The sequence below is a fragment of the Nocardia bhagyanarayanae genome, from assembly GCF_006716565.1.
In the GTDB taxonomy this organism is placed as follows: Bacteria; Actinomycetota; Actinomycetes; order Mycobacteriales; family Mycobacteriaceae; genus Nocardia; species Nocardia bhagyanarayanae.
The window spans coordinates 1513100-1531206 of the sequence record NZ_VFPG01000001.1 but is presented as its reverse complement, the minus strand read 5'-3'; the positions used below and the strand labels follow the sequence as shown (position 1 = coordinate 1531206).

Annotated in this window: 18 protein-coding genes and 1 riboswitch; of the genes, 9 read left to right on the top strand and 9 right to left on the bottom strand. The window is 68.2% G+C overall.

The window, feature by feature from the left end; translation table 11 throughout:
• Nucleotide 1 precedes the first annotated feature (1 nt).
• The 3 genes from FB390_RS06305 to FB390_RS06295 form a co-directional block, all read right to left on the bottom strand.
• Nucleotides 2–397 (bottom strand): RNA-binding S4 domain-containing protein, encoded by a 396-nt coding sequence (locus FB390_RS06305; RefSeq protein WP_141808100.1) that lies wholly within the window; start codon nucleotides 395–397, stop codon nucleotides 2–4.
• Nucleotides 398–472: 75 nt separating this feature from the next.
• On the bottom strand, nucleotides 473–1129 hold the full coding sequence (locus FB390_RS06300; RefSeq protein ID WP_425465848.1) for a C40 family peptidase: 657 nt from the start codon (nucleotides 1127–1129) through the stop codon (nucleotides 473–475).
• Nucleotides 1130–1144: 15 nt separating this feature from the next.
• Nucleotides 1145–1315, bottom strand: a riboswitch (cyclic di-AMP (ydaO/yuaA leader).
• 204 nt (nucleotides 1316–1519) lie between these two features.
• Nucleotides 1520–1783: a hypothetical protein gene (locus FB390_RS06295; RefSeq protein WP_141808099.1), complete on the bottom strand. Its 264-nt coding sequence runs from the start codon at nucleotides 1781–1783 to the stop codon at nucleotides 1520–1522.
• A 147-nt stretch (nucleotides 1784–1930) separates the two neighbouring features.
• Here FB390_RS06295 and FB390_RS06290 point away from each other — a divergent pair, with 147 nt between their 5' ends.
• The 7 genes from FB390_RS06290 (at nucleotide 1931) to FB390_RS06260 (ending at nucleotide 11270) form a co-directional block, all read left to right on the top strand.
• The gene (locus FB390_RS06290; RefSeq protein ID WP_141808098.1) at nucleotides 1931–3112 is read left to right on the top strand and encodes an AAA family ATPase; all 1182 of its coding nucleotides are present in this window, start codon (nucleotides 1931–1933) and stop codon (nucleotides 3110–3112) included.
• A 139-nt stretch (nucleotides 3113–3251) separates the two neighbouring features.
• Nucleotides 3252–5207 carry an acyl-CoA dehydrogenase family protein gene (locus FB390_RS06285; protein ID WP_141808097.1) on the top strand — a complete coding sequence of 652 codons (1956 nt, stop codon included), beginning with the start codon at nucleotides 3252–3254 and terminating at the stop codon, nucleotides 5205–5207.
• Nucleotides 5208–5699: 492 nt separating this feature from the next.
• Nucleotides 5700–6662: an alpha/beta fold hydrolase gene (locus tag FB390_RS06280; RefSeq protein WP_141808096.1), complete on the top strand. Its 963-nt coding sequence runs from the start codon at nucleotides 5700–5702 to the stop codon at nucleotides 6660–6662.
• 262 nt (nucleotides 6663–6924) lie between these two features.
• Nucleotides 6925–7212, top strand: coding sequence for a hypothetical protein (locus FB390_RS06275; protein WP_067792555.1), 288 nt, complete (start codon nucleotides 6925–6927; stop codon nucleotides 7210–7212).
• A gap of 510 nt (nucleotides 7213–7722) precedes the next feature.
• On the top strand, nucleotides 7723–8553 hold the full coding sequence (locus FB390_RS06270; protein ID WP_141808095.1) for a hypothetical protein: 831 nt from the start codon (nucleotides 7723–7725) through the stop codon (nucleotides 8551–8553).
• Nucleotides 8554–8580: 27 nt separating this feature from the next.
• Nucleotides 8581–10521: a fumarate reductase/succinate dehydrogenase flavoprotein subunit gene (locus tag FB390_RS06265; protein WP_141808094.1), complete on the top strand. Its 1941-nt coding sequence runs from the start codon at nucleotides 8581–8583 to the stop codon at nucleotides 10519–10521.
• A 2-nt stretch (nucleotides 10522–10523) separates the two neighbouring features.
• Nucleotides 10524–11270, top strand: coding sequence for a succinate dehydrogenase/fumarate reductase iron-sulfur subunit (locus FB390_RS06260; protein WP_141808093.1), 747 nt, complete (start codon nucleotides 10524–10526; stop codon nucleotides 11268–11270).
• A gap of 51 nt (nucleotides 11271–11321) precedes the next feature.
• On the opposite strand, the gene FB390_RS06255 is transcribed toward FB390_RS06260, so the two are convergent.
• The 4 genes from FB390_RS06255 to FB390_RS06240 form a co-directional block, all read right to left on the bottom strand.
• Complete coding sequence (locus tag FB390_RS06255) at nucleotides 11322–11519, bottom strand: hypothetical protein (RefSeq protein ID WP_067792544.1); 198 nt, start codon at nucleotides 11517–11519, stop codon at nucleotides 11322–11324.
• 155 nt (nucleotides 11520–11674) lie between these two features.
• Complete coding sequence (locus tag FB390_RS06250) at nucleotides 11675–11914, bottom strand: DUF397 domain-containing protein (RefSeq protein ID WP_246123879.1); 240 nt, start codon at nucleotides 11912–11914, stop codon at nucleotides 11675–11677.
• Nucleotides 11911–12114, bottom strand: a complete 204-nt coding sequence (locus FB390_RS06245; protein ID WP_067792543.1) for a DUF397 domain-containing protein — start codon at nucleotides 12112–12114, stop codon at nucleotides 11911–11913. The genes FB390_RS06250 and FB390_RS06245 overlap by 4 nt, the downstream gene beginning before the upstream one ends.
• Complete coding sequence (locus FB390_RS06240; protein WP_246124248.1) at nucleotides 12111–12956, bottom strand: helix-turn-helix domain-containing protein; 846 nt, start codon at nucleotides 12954–12956, stop codon at nucleotides 12111–12113. The genes FB390_RS06245 and FB390_RS06240 overlap by 4 nt, the downstream gene beginning before the upstream one ends.
• A 462-nt stretch (nucleotides 12957–13418) precedes the next feature.
• Here FB390_RS06240 and FB390_RS06235 point away from each other — a divergent pair, with 462 nt between their 5' ends.
• The gene (locus FB390_RS06235) at nucleotides 13419–13709 is read left to right on the top strand and encodes a hypothetical protein (RefSeq protein ID WP_425465847.1); all 291 of its coding nucleotides are present in this window, start codon (nucleotides 13419–13421) and stop codon (nucleotides 13707–13709) included.
• Entirely contained in the window at nucleotides 13709–13915 is a 207-nt protein-coding gene (locus tag FB390_RS06230; RefSeq protein ID WP_141808090.1) for a hypothetical protein, read from the top strand. The genes FB390_RS06235 and FB390_RS06230 overlap by 1 nt, the downstream gene beginning before the upstream one ends.
• A 49-nt stretch (nucleotides 13916–13964) precedes the next feature.
• Here FB390_RS06230 and FB390_RS06225 read toward each other — a convergent pair whose 3' ends face one another.
• Nucleotides 13965–14894: a DNA-3-methyladenine glycosylase family protein gene (locus FB390_RS06225; protein ID WP_141811581.1), complete on the bottom strand. Its 930-nt coding sequence runs from the start codon at nucleotides 14892–14894 to the stop codon at nucleotides 13965–13967.
• A 169-nt stretch (nucleotides 14895–15063) separates the two neighbouring features.
• The gene (locus FB390_RS06220; RefSeq protein WP_141811580.1) at nucleotides 15064–17949 is read right to left on the bottom strand and encodes an FAD-binding and (Fe-S)-binding domain-containing protein; all 2886 of its coding nucleotides are present in this window, start codon (nucleotides 17947–17949) and stop codon (nucleotides 15064–15066) included.
• Between the last annotated feature and the right edge of the window lie 158 nt (nucleotides 17950–18107).

The window sequence follows — 18107 nt, the reverse complement described above, 5'->3', positions numbered from 1 at the left end:
GTCAGTCCTCGGTGCGGCCGAGGAGACGATCCGTCTCGCGCCGCTCCCGCTTGGTCGGGCGACCGGAGCCGCGGTCTCGGCGCGGCATGGTCGCGAGGATCTCGCGGGAGGGCGGGGGCGGACTGCGGTCGATCAGACACTGCGCGGCGACGGGCGCGCCGACGCGCTTGGTGATGACACGCTCGACGATCACGATGCGTTCGACACCGCCCGCGCGGATGCGGATCTCGTCGCCCGGCCGCACGGGCTGGGCGGGTTTCGCGGTGCTGCCGTTGACGCGGACATGCCCGCCTCGACAGGCCTCCGCGGCGGCGGACCGGGTTTTGAACAGGCGCACCGCCCAGGTCCAGGAATCGACCCTGGCCTGCGTCGAGACAGCCTGTTCTCCCTTCGGCACCGGTCCAGCCTATGCGTACGTCGGCCTTCGCTCCAGCCGCGCTCAGTCAGCGACGGACTTGTCCGAGGCGGACTCTCACTCCACGATGCGACGCGCGGTGACCACCATGTCCGGACGCAGCGGGGTGTACGACACCGGCTGGCCCGACTGGACCGCGTTGAGCAGCTTGCCGTCGCCCGCGTACAGGCCGACGTGGCCGCCGCCGTTGGTAACGACGATGTCACCGGGCTGCAGGTCCTGGAAGGCGACGGGAGCGCCGACGTGGGACTGTTCGAAGCTGGTGCGGGGCAGCTCGATACCGGCCTGCCGGTAGGCCCACTTCACCAGGCCGGAGCAGTCGAAGCTGGACGGGCCCGCGGCGCCCCAGGAGTACATGGCGCCGACCTTGGTCTTGGCGGCGTCCAGAGCGATGTCACCCGGAGAGTTCTGCACCTGGAACGGGTTGGGCATCTGGAAGTTCGGGAACTGCGGCGCGGCGAGCGGCGCCTGCTGCGGGGCAGCGGCCTGCGGCGCGGCGAGCGCCTGCTGGAGCTGCTGATTGAGCTGCTGGACCGGCTGCTCGAACTCTTGGGGTACCGGAACATCGAAACCACCGATGCCGGGAATGTTGATCGTGGCGGCCATCGCGGGCACCGCGGGCATCGCGCCGGTGGCGGCCACCGCACCCATGACGAGAGCACCCTTCACGGAATTCGGCAGTCGCGATTCCCGCTGCAAGCTGTGTTTACCCACCGAGCTGAGTCTCCGATCTTCCTGCTCTTCCGCCGACCGGGTTAGCTGACGGGTTCGGGCCGGGAAGATCGGCCCTACCACTCCGGCCCTGCGGCCTTCGCGGATTCACCCCAGACGAACCTGTGGGTCCCCGGCACGACAGGCGGATCCTGGTGGGGCCGACTGCCGTTTAGGCGGTGACTTCATGGCGCCACTCCTCTTACGAAGCGACTCCCTCCACGAAGTCACGAAGAGATTACGATGTCGGCGCGGTGTTGTCCAGCGCACAGCGTGGCCTTTTCCAGGCCTTGTGAGAATTCACTGGACGACCGGGCGAAATGATGCCGAGGCGGTCAGGTCACGGCCAGGTCTCGGCGCACGAGACAGTGTTACGAAGCGCGACTGGCGAGTTCAGGACCGCGCGTCGCGCTCGGCGAGCGCTCGTTCCAGCTCCTCGATGCGCCGCCGCGCCTCGGCGAGGCCGACCTCGAGCTTGCCGAGCGCCATGACCAGCGGACCGACCGCGAGATCGGCGACCAGCTGCGGATCGTCGTAGCCCTGCTCGATGGCCACGAGGATGTTGGACCGGATCAGCCCGGCCTGGGTCGCTCCGGCCGGCACGGTCCAGGACTCGACCACCTCGGCGGTGGTATGGGGAGCTGATTCCTCGGACATGACTCCTCCGTTCCCACTCGGACCGTTCACCGAACCGCCCCAAGCGTAAAGACTTCCACGCGGAAGACAAGCGCGAAATACCCCTCTCTACGACATCGGGTAGAGATAGGAAGATTCTTGTGTCCGAACGCGCTACGGTGTGTCGGCATGGACCCCGTGCGCAATCCGTACGCACCCGGCGCGGGCCAGCGCCCGCCCGAACTCGCCGGGCGCGACAAGCAACTGAAGGCCTTCGACATCGTGCTCGAGCGCGTCGCGCGGGGCAGGCCGGAACGCAGCGTGATGCTCACCGGCCTCCGCGGCGTCGGAAAGACGGTCTTGCTCAATCAACTTCGTTCGGCCGCCATCTCGCGCGGCTGGGGCACCGGCAAGATCGAGGCGCGGCCGGACCAGGAACTGCGCCGACCGCTCTCCTCCGCGCTGCACATGGCCACCCGCGCCATCGCCATGGCGCACCGCAATCCCGAGCGGGTCGACGACTTCCTCGGCATTCTCAAGGCCTTCGCGTTGCGGGCCACCGCGGACAAGGGCATGCGGGAACGCTGGCAGCCCGGCATCGACGTGCCCGCGGTCTCGGGCCGCGCCGACTCCGGCGACATCGAGATCGACTTGGTGGAGTTGCTCAAGGAGGCGGCGGGGCTGGCCAGCGACATCGGCGTCGGCATGGCGATCTTCATCGACGAGATGCAGGACCTCGGCGCCGCCGACATCTCCGCGATCTGCGGCGCCTGCCACGAATTGAGCCAGGACGGCGCGCCTTTGATCGTCGTCGGAGCGGGCTTGCCCCATTTGCCCGCGGTGCTGTCCGCGTCGAAGAGCTACTCGGAGCGTCTGTTCAGCTACCACCGGATCGATCGCCTGGACCGGGAGTCGGCCGACCAGGCGCTGATCGCGCCCGCCGAGCGCGAGGAGGTGAAGTTCACCGAGGACGCGTTGGACGCGCTGTACGAGAGAGCCGACGGCTACCCCTATTTCGTGCAGGCGTACGGCAAGGCGGCGTGGGACCAAGCGCCGGAGAGCCCGATCACCGCCGAGGACGTCGAGGTGGCCTCGCCAGCGGCCGAAGAAGAGCTCGCGGTTGGCTTCTTCGGTTCCCGCTATGAACGGGCAACCCCGGCGGAGCGCGAGTACATGCGCGCGATGGCCGATCTGTCCGGAGACGACGGTCCCGTCGCGACCGCCGCGGTGGCGAGCGAACTCGGGCGCAAACCGGCCTCGCTCTCGCCCGCACGGGACGGCCTGATCAAGAAGGGGCTGATCTACTCGGCCGAGCGCGGCACGATCGGCTTCACGGTCCCGCATTTCGGCCGCTATCTGCGCAGCGTGTGATGCGCGGCCATTGATACGCCCTGGCTCTCTATCAAGATCATTAGAAATCGATAGATATCGATCGGCCCATATCCCTACCGGTGAGTAACCGACTTTTCTACACTCGAATGTGATTCTGATCACGTCCGAGGAGGACACCATGGCGACTGCCGCGAAAGTCGACGCCACCGAAGAACAGGCTCGCGCACTAGTCGAGGAATCCCGCGAAACCAGTTGGGCCAAACCGTCGTTCGCCAAGGAGATGTTTCTCGGACGGTTCCGGCTCGATCTGATTCACCCGTACCCCCGGCCGGGCGCCGAGGAGGCCGCACGCACCGAGGCCTACCTGGCGCGGCTGCGGCCACTCTGCGAGAGCATCGACGGCTCGGTGATCGAGGCCGAGGGCCGCATCCCGGACGAATACGTCAAGGGCTTCGCCGAGCTCGGCTGTTTCGGCCTGAAGATCCCGGAGTCCTACGGCGGCCAGGGCCTGACCCAGTACGGCTACAACCGCGCGCTGATGCTCGTCGGTTCGGCGCACCCCAGCCTCGGCGTGCTGCTCTCGGCGCACCAGTCCATCGGCGTGCCGGAACCGCTCAAGCTGGCGGGCACCCCCGAGCAGAAGGCCGAGTTCCTGCCCCGCTGCGCGGCGGGCGCGGTCAGCGCGTTCCTGCTCACCGAACCCGATGTCGGTTCCGACCCGGCCCGCATGGCGAGCACGGCGACCCCGACCGCCGACGGCGAGGCCTACGAGCTGAACGGCGTGAAGCTCTGGACCACCAACGGCGTCGTCGCCGAACTGCTCGTGGTGATGGCGCGGGTGCCCAAGAGCGAAGGGCACCGCGGCGGCATCTCCGCGTTCGTCGTCGAGGCCGACACCCCGGGAATCACGGTCGAGCGCCGCAACGCGTTCATGGGTCTGCGCGGCATCGAGAACGGCGTCACGCGGATGCACAACGTGCGCGTGCCGAAGCGCAACCTGATCGGCAGGGAGGGCGACGGCCTGAAGATCGCGCTGACGACGCTGAACGCCGGGCGGCTCGCCATTCCCGCGATGTGCACCGCCGCCGCGAAATGGTCGCTGAAGATCGCCAGGGAGTGGAGCGCCCAGCGCGTGCAGTGGGGCAGGCCGGTCGGCGAGCACGCCGCCGTCGGCGAGAAGATCTCGTTCATCGCCGCGACCACCTACGCGCTGGAGGCGGCGCTCGATCTCTCGGCGACCATGTGCGACGAGGACCGCAACGACATCCGCATCGAGGCCGCGCTCGCCAAGCTGTGGGCCAGCGAGATGAGCTGCAAGATCGCCGACGAGCTGGTGCAGATCCGCGGCGGACGCGGCTACGAGACCGCCGCGTCGCTCGCCGCGCGCGGTGAGCGGGCGGTCGGCGCCGAACAGCTGCTGCGCGACCTGCGCATCAACCGGATCTTCGAGGGCTCCAGCGAGATCATGCGGCTGCTGATCGCCCGCGAGATGGCCGACGCGCACATGGCCGCCGCGGGCGCGCTCGTCGACCGCAAGGCCGAGTTCAAGGACAAGGCCAAGGCCGCCGTCGGCGCCACCGGTTTCTACGCCAAGTGGTTCCCGCAGCTCGCGGTCGGCGCGGGCACCGTCACCGGTACCTACGCCGAATTCGGTCCGCTGGCAAGGCATCTGCGGTTCGTCGAACGCACCTCCCGCAAGCAGGCGCGCTCGCTGATGTACGGCATGGCGCGCTGGCAGGCCGGCCTCGAGTACCGGCAGAACTTCCTCGGGCGCATCGTCGACATCGGCGCCGAGCTGTTCGCCATGTCGGCGGCGTGCGTCCGGGCCGAAGCCCAGCGCGCCACCGGTGAGCCGGAGGGCCACGCGGCCGTCGAACTCGCCGATACGTTCTGCCGCCAATCGCGCATCCGGGTGCGCGAGCTCTTCGACCGGCTCTGGGAGAACACCGACGACGAGGACCGCACCCTCACCAGGGGCGTGCTGGACGGGCGGTACACGTGGTTGGAGGACGGCGTCATCGACCCGAGCGAGGGCACGGGGCCGTGGATCGCCGAATGGCAGATCGGTCCGTCCACGGAGACGAATCTGCTGCGGCCGTTCCTGCCGTCGACGAAGACCCACGCCAGCCCGTAGCGAGCGGGGCGTGCGCCCGGTGGGCCGTCCCCACCGGGCGTCATGCAAGTGCTGCGTGAGCACAGACGTGGGGCGGTGCTCGATGACCAAGTGGCACCGTTATGCGAATCTGCCCATATATGGCAGATCCGCTAGAAACCGTTAGATTACCGAACTCGCGAGCGCGGTAAGGGAATCTACCGAGTTCTAGGAGGTTCGATAGACCGCCGAATAGCAGGGTCGCGAGCGACCTGTCGATCAAGATCTACTCGTATCTAGCAATCCGACTAGCTTCCCGTAGATTCTCCGGCGAAGCGACCGCGAGCCAGGCGATCATCCGCCCGCGCTCCCGCCGAACGCGGCCTTCGTCCGGTCGCACCGACCGGCGTGATCGACCGGCGGCCTCGGTTGGACAACGTGTCCATAACGTCCGGTATGGGCGGTTAACGGCGCGGAAATGGATATCGACATCCTGGCAAGACGCTCCGACCAGGTGCCCGGCAGGAGAATCTCATGTCGACCATCGCCCGCCGCGCCGCCGATCACGACGGCCACCGTGTGACGGTGTCGGCCGATGACGGTGTCCCGATCTCGGTCCGCACCTTCGGCGCCGACGACGCGCCGCTCACCGTCGTGTTCGTGCACGGGCACTGCCTGCGCACCGAATCGTGGACCTTCCTGCGCGAAGAGCTGACGCGCGAGTGGGGCGACAGCGTACGGATGGTCTTCTACGACCACCGCGGCCACGGCGAGTCCGGCGTCGCCGACCCGTCGACCTACACCATCGACCAACTCGGCCACGATCTCGACGCCGTGCTGCGCACCATCGCGGCGACCGGCCCGGTGGTGCTGGTCGGGCATTCGATGGGCGCGATGGTGGTACTCGCCTACGCCCGGCTGTTCCCCGAGGCCATCGGCACGAAGGTGCTCGGCGTCGGGCTGATCGCGGGCATCGCCAACGGACTCAACGAGGTGGGCATCGGCAGGCTCCTGCACCGGTACGCCGTCACCTCGCTGCAGGCGGCGGTGGTGCGCGCGCCGCGGGTCATGCAGGCGTCGAAGCAGTTCTCCCGCCGCATCTTCGAGCCGATCATGCGCGAGGCGAGCTTCGGCACCAGGAAGATCAACCCGAGGATGATCGCCGTCGCCACGGCCATGCTCAACGAGACGCCGCTGCTGACCATGTCCAGCTTCCTCGGCTCGCTGATCACCTTCGACGAGACCGCCTCGCTGCACCGGCTCGGCGGCATTCCGGCGCTGGTGCTGGCCGGCTCGGCCGACATCGTCGTGCCGTTCGCGCACTCGGTGCTGCTCGCCTCCCAGCTCACCAACTCCGAACTGGTGCGGATCGAGGGCGCGGGTCACAGCGTCATCCTGGAGCGTGCCGAGGAGGTCGCCTTGTCGATCGTCGCGCTGGTGAACCGTGCCTCGGGAACGATGACCACGCCCGGCCCCGAGTACGCCGCGGCGAGCTGAGCCGGCTCGAATATCGCCCTGCGGTTGCGAACCGCCGCGGGAGCACGCACGCTGGAACCATCCCCCGAAGATGCGGGCAATCTATCCGCAAATCTGAGAATCCCGAATCGCACGAGCTTGTTCGGGAATCTTTCTGTACTGTGTTGTAGATCACGTTGTGTGGTGGGTCACACGACTCGGTGGGGTGCGGCCCTGGGGAGATCTCCGGAACCGTAGGTGCCGACCGGGATCGCACGGCCACCGAGGAACACAGGAGGTAACGATGACACGCAGCGACATCGCGGAACTGCGCTACGCGGTCAACCAGCTCCGGCAATCCATCGGCGCACTGCGCTCCCACTATGGCGACGCGAACACGGTGCGGCGGCTGGAGAACGACCTCGAACGGCTCGTCATCGACGCCGACGAGTTCGAGCAGTCACCGCCGCCCGAGGTGACCCGCCGACCGCAGGAGACCATCTACGTCCCGGACAGCAAGTCCGACGAGGCGGCGTGGATGGGCGCGCAGGACGAAGGCCTAGGTTTCCACTCCCGGCCGCGTACGAAATAGCAAACACCCAGCGGCGCTCGTCCGTAATCGCGGACGGGCGCCGCTGTCGGTACGGGCGGCACGCTCGTAACCGGATGCCATCGAGGCCGAAGCGAAAGCGGTCCCGCTCGACGCGCCGGACTCGAGCGACGCCCGCACCTCGCGGAACACCGCGGGAGCAGCCGCGACGCCGTACCTGTGCCCAGATCCTCCGGCACCCGCCGATCCCGCCGCCGCGCGCATCGTCGTCCGTCTCAGGATCAGGACCGAAATTCGGCGTCAGCGAATCCAGCGGGCCGTCCGGTGTGAATATCGTTCTCGCCGAGCGAAGTTCGAATTGTTTACCGCGCCGCCGGAATGGAGACGCGCGCGAGGCCGCTGTGTGGCGCAAATCATAGGAGGCCACGCGGGTCGGGATTGCCGGGACCGCGCTCGAGCCATAGCTGGCGTGTCGTATGGTGCTCAGCATCACATTGGATCGCGGTCGGTATCGATCACCGTCCGCAGAGCAGATCAGCGAGGCATCCACCTGTGAGTGCCGCACCGACCGCCACCCCCGAGCAGGGGACCGGCGTTTTCAGCAAGACCAGGGCCCGTATCGCCGAGCGCACGCTACGCACCGACCGCTGGTGGGTGCCGCCGCTGGTCACCGTGCTCGGACTGGCCGCCTTCGTCATCTACGCGACCGTCAGATCGTTTGCGCGAACGGCATATTGGGTGCCGGACTACCACTACCTGACGCCGTTCTATTCACCGTGCCTGAGCGCCTCGTGCGTCCCGGGCTCCAGCCACTTCGGCGAACCCTTCGGCGAACTGCCGATGTGGATTCCGCTGGGCTTCGTGGTGCTGCCCTTCCTGCTGGGCTTCCGCCTGACGTGCTACTACTACCGCAAGGCCTACTACAGGTCGGTGTGGTTCTCCCCGCCCGCCTGCGCCGTCGCCGAGCCGCACGCCAAGTACACCGGCGAGACCCGGCTGCCGCTGATCATCCAGAACTCGCACCGCTACTTCTTCTATGTGGCGCTGGTGGTTTCGCTGATCAACACCTACGACGCGGTGATCGCCTTCCACGGCAAGGACGGCGGGTTCGGCTTCGGCCTCGGCAACATCGTTCTGCTCGGCAACGTGATCCTGCTGTGGGCCTACACGCTGTCGTGCCACTCGTGCAGGCACATCGCGGGCGGCAGGTTGAAGAACTTCTCGGCCCACCCGGTGCGGTACTGGTTCTGGACCCAGGTGTCCAAGCTGAACACCCGACACATGGCGCTGGCGTGGACCACGCTCGGCACCCTCGTGCTGACCGACTTCTACGTGATGTTGGTGGCCAGCAACACCATTTCGGACCTGCGGTTCATCAACTGACCGCTCGACTCAGGAGTACTCGCGGCAATGCCAGAAGTGGAACGGCACAAGTACGACGTCGTCGTTATCGGTGCCGGTGGCGCCGGACTGCGCGCGGTGATCGAGGCCCGCGAACACGGGCTCTCCGTCGCGGTGGTGTGCAAGTCCCTGTTCGGTAAGGCGCACACCGTCATGGCCGAGGGCGGCTGCGCCGCCTCGATGGGCAACGCCAACGAAAAGGACAGTTGGCAAACCCATTTCAAGGACACCATGCGCGGAGGCAAGTTCCTCAACAACTGGCGCATGGCGGAACTGCATGCCCAGGAGGCGCCGGATCGGGTCTGGGAACTGGAGACCTACGGCGCGCTGTTCGACCGGACCGCCGACGGCCGGATCAGCCAGCGCAACTTCGGCGGCCACACCTACCCCCGCCTCGCGCACGTCGGCGACCGCACCGGTCTCGAGATCATCCGCACCATGCAGCAGAAGATCGTCTCGCTGCAGCAGGAGGATCACGCGGAGACCGGCGACTACGAGTCGCGGATCAAGGTGTTCGCCGAGTGCACCATCACCGAGTTGCTCAAGGACGGCGACCGGATCTCCGGCGCGTTCGGCTACTGGCGCGAATCGGGCAAGTTCGTGCTCTTCGAATCGCCCGCGGTGGTGCTGGCGACCGGCGGCATCGGCAAGTCGTACAAGGTCACCTCGAACTCCTGGGAGTACACCGGTGACGGTCACGCGCTCGCGCTGCGTGCCGGGGCGACGCTGATCAACATGGAGTTCCTGCAGTTCCACCCGACCGGCATGGTCTGGCCGCCCAGTGTGAAGGGCATCCTGGTCACCGAGGGCGTGCGCGGCGACGGCGGCGTTCTGAAGAACACCGACGACAAGCGGTTCATGTTCGACTACATCCCCTCGGTGTTCAAGGGCCAGTACGCCGAGACCGAGGCCGAGGCCGATCAGTGGCTGAAGGACAACGACTCCGCCCGCCGCACGCCCGACCTGCTCCCGCGCGACGAGGTGGCGCGCGCCATCAACTCCGAGGTCAAGGAGGGCCGCGGCACCGCGCACGGCGGCGTCTACCTCGACATCGCCTCGCGCCTGCCCGCCGACGAGATCCGGCGCAGGCTGCCCTCGATGTACCACCAGTTCAAGGAGCTGGCCGACGTCGACATCACCAAGGAGCCGATGGAGGTCGGGCCGACCTGCCACTACGTGATGGGCGGCATCGAGGTCGACCCGGACACGGGTGCGGCGACGGTGCCCGGGCTCTTCGCGGCGGGCGAATGCTCCGGCGGCATGCACGGCTCGAACCGGCTCGGCGGCAACTCGCTGTCGGACCTGCTGGTCTTCGGTCGCCGGGCCGGGTTGGGCGCGGCGATGTACGTGGAACAGCTGACCGAACACCCCGCGGTGGCCGACGCCGACATCGCTGCGGCGGCGAAAGCGGCTGTGGCGCCGTTCGATCCACCCGCCGACGGGGCGGGGGAGAACCCCTACACCCTGCACACGGATCTGCAGCAGGCGATGAACGATCTGGTCGGCATCATCCGCAAGGAGCACGAGCTGGAGCAGGCCATCGAACGACTCGGCGTGCTGCGGGAACGCTTCGCGCACGTCACCGTGGAGGGGCACCGGCAGTTCAATCCGGGCTGGCATCTCGCCCTCGACCTGCGCAACATGTTGCTGGTCAGCGAGTGCGTGGCGCAGGCGGCGCTGCTGCGCACCGAGAGCCGCGGCGGGCACACCCGCGACGACTTCCCGTCGATGGACCCGGCCTGGCGCAACAAACTGCTGGTCTGCGCGATCGACCCGGACGACGCGTCGGCCGATGTGCCGAGGGTGCGGGTGACGCCCGAAGACCAGGTGCCGATGCGCGATGACCTGCTCGCGCTGTTCGACCTCACCGAACTCGAAAAGTATTACAACTCCGCCGAACTCGCCGGGCACCCGGACGGTTCGGTTTCGGCCACGGAAGGTGAGGCGTAGCAATGGGTTACGACGCCAGATTCCGCGTGTGGCGCGGCGATCACGATGGTGGCGCGCTCGAGGATTTCACCGTCGAGGTGAACGAGGGCGAGGTGGTGCTGGACATCATCCACCGGCTGCAGGCCACCCAGGCGCCCGATCTAGCGGTGCGGTGGAACTGTAAGGCGGGCAAGTGCGGTTCCTGCTCCGCGGAGGTCAACGGGCGTCCGCGCCTGCTCTGTATGACCCGCATGTCCACCTTCGAGCCGGACGAGCTGATCACCGTGACGCCGATGCGCACCTTCCCGGTGGTCCGCGACCTGGTGACGGACGTGTCGTTCAACTACGAGAAGGCCAGGGAGATCCCGTCGTTCACTCCGGCACCGGACCTGAAGCCCGGTGACTACCGGATGCGACAGGTGGATGTGGAGCGGTCGCAGGAGTTCCGCAAGTGCATCGAATGCTTCCTGTGCCAGAACACCTGTCACGTGGTGCGCGACCACGAGGAGAACAAGCAGGCCTTCGCCGGTCCGCGCTTCCTGATGCGCATCGCCGAGCTCGAGATGCATCCGCTCGACGTGGCCGATAGGCGCGAATTGGCCCAGGACGACCAGGGCCTCGGCCTGTGCAACATCACCAAGTGCTGCACCGAGGTGTGCCCGGAGCACATCAAGATCACCGACAACGCGCTGATCCCGCTCAAGGAACGGGTCGTCGACAACAAGTACGATCCGCTGGTCTGGTTGGGGAACAAGCTCTTTCGACGCTGAGGGGCGGATGTCAACCGGCCGGGTTCGCACCCGGCCGGCCGGCGCACCCGTTCACAGCATCGCGACGACGCCGATGGCGACCAGCCACACCAGCACACCGACGAACAAGGCCGACAGCAGTGAGCTGGTGAGTACATACACGCCCACCGATGACACCGCGAAAAGCAGCGCGACGATCAGCCATTCCACCCAATCGCCCGGCCGCAACTTCTTGTACCGAGGTGGGGGGTTCTTCAACCCGCGGTCCACGAATTATGGGCTACCCGTGCGCAGCTCGGGTAAACGTGTATTCGTTGTCGAATCTGCTCCGTTTCGTGATCTTCCCCGCAGAGATGATCACAGCGCCGGATACGCCACGGCCCGGCCGGGCGGGATCACACGCCGCCGGGCCGGGCCGTCGAACCTCACGGTAGCTCGAATTCCCCGTCGTTCACGCCGGCGGTGAAGGCCGCCCATTCCCCCGGGGTGAAGACGAGCACGTGACCGTCGGGGTCCTCGGCGCTGCGCAGAGCGACATAGCCCGCCGCGAGCAGCGCCACCTGAACGCCCTGGGATCCCGCGCCGTTCGCGCCACGCCACTCGGCGGCGGCCAGATCCACGGCCGCGCCGAGCTTGTCGTTCACCAATTCGCCAGAGATGTTCACGGGCGTGCGAATTCGCCGTCCGCCACCCCCGCGGAGAAGGCGTCCCACTCGCTGGGCGTGAAGATCAAGGCCGGGCCCTCCGGGTTCTTGCTGTCGCGGACGCCGACCTGCCCACCGGGCAGAAAGGCCACTTCCACGCAGTCCCTGCTGCCGGAACGGGTGCTCTTGATCCAAGTCGCGCCGACGAGTTCCGTCCTCATGCCGCACACTCCTTCGCTAACTGCCGAAGCAGATGTCTACTGGGTTGGATATCCAGCGCAGAGCGCTGGAGGCACTCGTGTGCCAGGTGGTAACGCTCAACATCGGCCGGTCTTTCGAGGTAGAGGTCTCCGGTGAAACCCTCTACGTACACCACCGGAGGCTCTACCTGATGTCCCTTGCTGTCGGTGCCGAACCCTAGAACGGTGAACGGACCCGTGGAATCGCCGAGCGGGACGCCGGCCGCGAACGGCAGGATACGCAGGGAGACATTGGGTCTGGTGCTGAAATCGGCAAGATGACGTAGCTGCGCCGCCATCACTTTCGAGCCACCCACCGAGCGGTGCAACACCGACTCGTGCAACACCACGTCCACGGTGGCGGGCGAGACCCGTCGGGTGACGAGAGCTTGGCGCTGCGTGCGCAGCTGGACGCGCCGTTCGATCTCGTCCTCGGTGTCGTCGGGGTAGCAGAGCCGGTTGAGCGCCCTGGTGTAGTCGGGGGTCTGCAGCAACCCCAGCACGAGTTCGGACTGGTAGGAGCGGAGCTCGCGGGCCGAGGCCTCCAAACCGACATAGACGTCGAAGTTTTCGGGGATCAGGTCACCGAAGGCGTGCCACCAGCTCTTGACCGCCGCCTGCTGCGCCAAGCCCTTGAGCCCGTCGCAGAGTTCGTCGGGGATGCCGTAGATGCGGCACAGCTCCTGGATGTCGATGGTGCGGATGCGGTCGGCCTGGCCCTTCTCCAGCCGTTGTAAAGTGCTGGCGCCCCACTCCATCAGGCGGGCGGCCTCGGCGATGGTGAGCCCGGCCTGGGTACGCCAGTCCCTGAGGTATCGCCCCAATTGGCGGCGCGGTAGGGTGGACGAGCCGTTGTCGGAGGCCGCGGGCGTGCGGTGCGTCTCCGAGGCCGCGCGCTCCGAATTCGCTGCTGTTCTCGCCGAACTCGCTGACACAGTACGCTCCGTTCTGTGCTCGGACTCCTCACCCGAGGCGATCAGGGGCGTACCCACAAGCTCGGTTCCCCGTGACTTCGCTTGGGCAATAAGGGCAATGGGGCTTCGTGTGGCTCTGCTGTGGCGTTGTCGAACGTCGATCGCGGACTTCTTCGTCCACTATGGAGAATCCTGCCCTCCCGGCTGGATTTCGTGCTGGGAATTCGCGCGAAATCTTTGGATATCCACGAAGGACGCCGTGTCGGGGCCGCCTCGGTGGTGTGCTGGAAGTGTGCTCGGATCGAGCGCGGCACCGTAAACCGCACGCAGGAACGAGGAGTCATGGCCGTACAAGTCATAGGGTCGTCGTTGATGACCAGCGATCTGACACCGCATCGAGCGCGCAGCGTAGGGCAGGAGAGCTGGGTGGTTTCCTATCTGCCCGGACGCACCCTCACTTGCGCGCAAGCGGTTGCGGCGCTGCGGGTTGCCGAGGTGGTGCCAAGCCTCCTCGACACCGTCGGCGAGCTGGCCGACGAGGTGGGGCTCACCGCGCTCGAGGCGGTCGGCCTGGCGGTGCACCTCGCGCCGTGGGACGAACGGCCCGCCCCACGGCGCTCCCGACTACTCGGCGCCACCCGCGAGCGGGTTGGGGTCGCCTGATGCAACTGACGAATCTGAACATGCACGTCGCCGGTCTGCTGGTCTGCGGTAGCGACCCCGGCGTGATGACCGACGAACAGGCGCACGCGGCAATGCAATTGCACATCGACTGCACCGTCGACCAGTGCCTGGTGCGCCGCCGGGCCCGGACCACCCTGGTCGAATCGGGCAAATGCGTCTTGGACGAGCGGGCACTGCAATTGTGATCCCGACTGAATGTCACCTTCACAGCGTGTGACTGACCAAAGGTGACCTTCAGTGCCAGGTGTGATCGGTGAGCGGGGTGCGCGGACCGAATTTCGGTTTGTGGGCTTGGCCGCTGATCTCCAGCAGCCGGATGGCCCGGTAGCGGTGCGGGCGAAGGGGTTCGAGATATTCGACCATCGCCTCGTCGTCGATCGGGCGTCCGAGCAGTGTCCAGCCGACCACGGCGGCCAGGTGGTAGTCGCCGACCGAGAGCGCGTCGGCGTCGCCGTAGGCGCGCTGGGCGGTCTCGGCGGCCGTCCACACGCCGATACCCGGCACCGAGCAGAGACGCCGCGCCGCCTCGGCCGGATCCTGGTCGGCGGTGCGCTCCAGCGATTCCGCGAGCCGCGCCGCGCGCACGATGGTCTGCGCGCGTTGCGGTCCGACGTTGGCGCGGTGGTAGGTCCAGGACGGGATGCGCCGCCAAGTCTCGGCGTCCGGTGGTAGGCGCAGCCCGTCCGGCGCGGGCCCCGGCGCGGGTTCGCCGAACTCGCGCACCAGTTTTCGCCAGGAGGCGCGCGCCGAGATGGTGTGCACCTTCTGCTCGAGCACGGCGGGCACCAGCGATTCCAGGACGAGGCCGGTGCGCAGCATGCGCAGACCGGGGAAGCGGCGGTGCGCCTCGGCCAGCTTGGGGTGCTCGGGAGCGAAGCCGGACAGGTCCTCGTCCAGGCACAGCATGTGATCGAGCCGGTCGAGGAATTCGGCCGCTCCCGCACCCCAGGCCTGGGCCCGCACCGAACACCGATCGCCCTGGACGAGCCGGTAGGTCACCGGACCGCTCGGCATCCGGGAAGCGCGCCAGTGCGCTCCGTCGGCGGTCACCCGGTGGCAGGGGTCGCCGGTACCGCGGCGCAGCGGCGCGAGAGTGTGCGCCAGATCGATCGGCCGGTCGGACGTCACCGTTCGAGCCAGGCCGGACCGCGCGGCCGTTGCCATCTGTTCGCGCACGGATACATTCTCCGCGCTTCCGGTGCGGGGAGCGCACCCAGCCCGGTCGAAGCTGTGACAAACAGGCCAATCGGTTTGCGGCGTTCACAATGCGGCCGACCACCATCCGCTGGCCAATGGCGCGGCCGCGGGTGGAATCGCCGGGGCCGAGCCATAGTCACTCGCCCGTGAGGAATTGCGCCAGGTGCAGGCCGGGGCGGCCGGTCAGTTCGGCGCTCTGGGTGCGACAGGAGAAACCGTCGGCGAGGAATACCGCGTCGTCGGGCGCCTCGCGCAGCGCGGGCAGCAGACCATTACCGGCCACCGCGACCGAAATGTCGTAGTGGCCTTTCTGCATGCCGAAATTGCCCGCGAGCCCGCAGCATCCGGTGATCTCCGTCACCTGCGCGCCGGTGCCCGCCAAGATCCGGCGATCCGCGGCGAAGCCGAGCACCGAATGCTGGTGACAATGCGGCTGGACGACCACTCGGCTGTCCGGCCGCCGCGGCGGATGCCAGTCGGGGTGTTCGAGCAGGAACTCGGCGAGCGTGCGGACGGCCGCCGCGGTGGGCGCGGCGCGCGGGTCGTCGGCGAGGAGTTCGGGGAGGTCGGCGCGCAGGACCGCGGTGCACGAAGGTTCCAGTCCGACGACGATGCCGCCCGCGCGGACGTGGGCGTCCAGCTCGGTGAGGGTGGCGCGGAGTTTCGCCCGCGCACCGTCGAGTTGACCGGTGCTGATCCAGGTCAGACCACAGCACACGCGGCGGCGGGGGATGCGCACGCGGTGGCCGAGCGATTCGATCAAGGCGACGGCGGCGTGGGCGACGTCGGGGTCGAAGGCATCGCTGAAGGTGTCGATCCAGAGGAGGACGTCGGCTCGGGATACGGGGTCGCCGCTCGATGAATCGCCGCGTTCGACCGTGGTGCTCGAGGTGGTGAGTGGGGCGGCGTCGGCGCTCAGGACGGGGGCGGCGCTCGGTACATTGCCGGGTGCGGGGGTCGGCGGTTCGGCCGACAGCAGAGCTCGGGCCCGTTCGGTGCGGCGGAAGGGGCGGTCGGCCAGTCGGGGGATTTCGCGGCGCGGGTCGATGCCCGCTGTGCGCAGGGCGATCCGGCGCAACCAGTCGATACCGGCGATCGCGTTGGCGGCTCGCGGGATTCGGCTCGCGGGGCGGAGCCAGCGGGGGAGCCAGCCGAGGGCGTAGTGGTCCAGCGGGCGTGGCCTGCGGCGGTAGCGGCGGTACATGGTCTCGGCCTTGTAGGTCGCCATGTCGACGCCGGCCGGGCAGTCGGAGCGGCAGGCTTTGCAGGAAAGGCACAGGTCGAGCGATTCAGCGACGGCGGGCGCCGACCAGGGCAGCTCGCCGCGCACCACCTCTTGCAGGACGCGGGCGCGGCCGCGGGTGCTGTCCTTCTCGTCGGCGGTCGCCAGGTACGAGGGACACATGAAACCGCCCGCCGCCGAGCTGTCGGCGCGGCACTTCCCGACGCCGACGCACCGGTGTACCGCGGTGCCGATGTCGCCGTGGTCGTGCGGGAAGGCGAAGCCGCCAACGCCGTGGACCCGCGGCAGACGCGCGACGCGCAGGTCGGCGTCGACGGGGCGTGGCTCGACGAGCACGCCGGGGTTGAGCACGTCGTCGGGGTCGAACAGCGTCTTGTATCCGGCGAAGGCGGCGAGCGCGTCGGGGGAGTACATCACCGAGAGCAGTTCGGAGCGGGCTCGCCCGTCGCCGTGCTCGCCGGACAGCGAACCGCCGTAGCGCACCACGAGTTCGGCGGCGTCGAATACGAAGGCGCGGAAGCGTTGCGGCGCTTCGGTGATCGGCAGGTCCAGGCGCACGTGGATGCAACCGTCGCCGAGGTGGCCGTAGAGCAGGCCGTCGACTCCGTGCTGCGCGGTGAGTTCGGCGAAATCGCGCAGATACGCGCCGAGGTGCTCGGGCGGAACGGCGGAATCCTCCCAGCCGGGCCAGGCCGGGCTGCCGTCGGTGGTGCGTCCGGCGAGGCCCGCGCCGTCGGCGCGGATGCGCCAGAGCGCCGCGACCGCGGCGGTGTCGGTGACGATGCGGGCGTCCAGCGCGTGCGTGGTCCGGCACAGTCGCTCGGCCACCGCGAACGCCTCCGCCGGGCTCGCACCCGTGGTCTCGACGAACAGCCAACCGTCGCCGCGCGGCAGTTCGGGCACCGTGCCGCGGTGCGTGCGAACCACGTCGACCAAGCGGGCGTCGATACCCTCGACCGCGATCGGCGCGCACGCCATGACCGCGGCGCAATCGTCGGCGGCGGTCGCGATGTCCGGGTAACCGAGCACGGTGAGCACGGTGGCGCGCGGCAATTCGACCAGGTCGACCTCCGCGTCGAGCAGCAGCCCGCAGGTGCCCTCGCTACCGACGAACGACTTGGCGAGGGCCGAACCGCGTTCCGGCAGCAGGTGTTCCAGTCCGTAGCCGGACGCCTGCCGATCGAACCGGCCGAGCTCGGTGCGCAGTACCGCGAGGTTGGACCTGGTGAACTCGGGCAGGCCCGGCACCGCGGCGAGATCGTTCGCGAGGATGCGCTCGGTTCCGGTTCCGTCCAGAATGCGCAGCTCACGAACGGTGTCGGAGGTACGGCCCCACGCGACGGCGCGCGGACCGCAGGCGTTGTTGCCGATCATGCCGCCGAGGGTGCAGCGGTTCTGCGTGGAGGGGTCGGGGCCGAGCCGCAGTCCGTGCGGCCGGGCCGCGGCCTGCAATGCGGACAGCACCACGCCCGGCTGCACCCGCGCGGTTCGACGGTCCGGGTCGATGCGCACGATGCGGTTCATGTGCCTGCTGAAGTCGAGCACGAGGCCGGGGCCGATCGCGTTGCCCGCCACCGAGGTTCCCGCGCCGCGGGCGGTGACCGGCAGGCCGTGCTCGCGTGCGAAGTCCAGGGTTTCGGCGACGTCGGAGTCGGTGCGGGGGAAGACCACCGCGGTCGGCGGCACGCGATAGTTCGACGCGTCGGAGGAGTACTCCGCGCGCCGCCGCGGTGACGCGTCGACCTCGCCGTCGACCCGTGTGCGCAGCGCCGCCAGCATCCGCTCCTCGGTCACGATGTCAGCCTAGGCGTACCTCCGCATCCGCTCCGGCCATGCGCGGGCTGAGCACTTGTTCGCTCGGGGCGGAATCCGCGGCCGCCCGGAATCGACTTGCCCTCAACCTTTGTTGAGGTCCTAGTGTCGGTGGCCAGGAGTTG

Excerpts from the sequence above, each read along its gene's own strand:
- FB390_RS06225 (WP_141811581.1), bottom strand. The coding sequence starts at position 14,894 with ATGGCAACGGCCGCGCGGTCCGGCCTGGCTCGAACGGTGACGTCCGAC.
- FB390_RS06290 (WP_141808098.1), top strand. The coding sequence starts at position 1,931 with ATGGACCCCGTGCGCAATCCGTACGCACCCGGCGCGGGCCAGCGCCCG.
- FB390_RS06275 (WP_067792555.1), top strand. The coding sequence starts at position 6,925 with ATGACACGCAGCGACATCGCGGAACTGCGCTACGCGGTCAACCAGCTC.
- FB390_RS06280 (WP_141808096.1), top strand. The coding sequence starts at position 5,700 with ATGTCGACCATCGCCCGCCGCGCCGCCGATCACGACGGCCACCGTGTG.
- FB390_RS06265 (WP_141808094.1), top strand. The coding sequence starts at position 8,581 with ATGCCAGAAGTGGAACGGCACAAGTACGACGTCGTCGTTATCGGTGCC.
- FB390_RS06260 (WP_141808093.1), top strand. The coding sequence starts at position 10,524 with ATGGGTTACGACGCCAGATTCCGCGTGTGGCGCGGCGATCACGATGGT.
- FB390_RS06230 (WP_141808090.1), top strand. The coding sequence starts at position 13,709 with ATGCAACTGACGAATCTGAACATGCACGTCGCCGGTCTGCTGGTCTGC.
- FB390_RS06285 (WP_141808097.1), top strand. The coding sequence starts at position 3,252 with ATGGCGACTGCCGCGAAAGTCGACGCCACCGAAGAACAGGCTCGCGCA.
- FB390_RS06235 (WP_425465847.1), top strand. The coding sequence starts at position 13,419 with ATGACCAGCGATCTGACACCGCATCGAGCGCGCAGCGTAGGGCAGGAG.
- FB390_RS06295 (WP_141808099.1), bottom strand. The coding sequence starts at position 1,783 with ATGTCCGAGGAATCAGCTCCCCATACCACCGCCGAGGTGGTCGAGTCC.
- FB390_RS06220 (WP_141811580.1), bottom strand. The coding sequence starts at position 17,949 with ATGCTGGCGGCGCTGCGCACACGGGTCGACGGCGAGGTCGACGCGTCA.
- FB390_RS06245 (WP_067792543.1), bottom strand. The coding sequence starts at position 12,114 with ATGAGGACGGAACTCGTCGGCGCGACTTGGATCAAGAGCACCCGTTCC.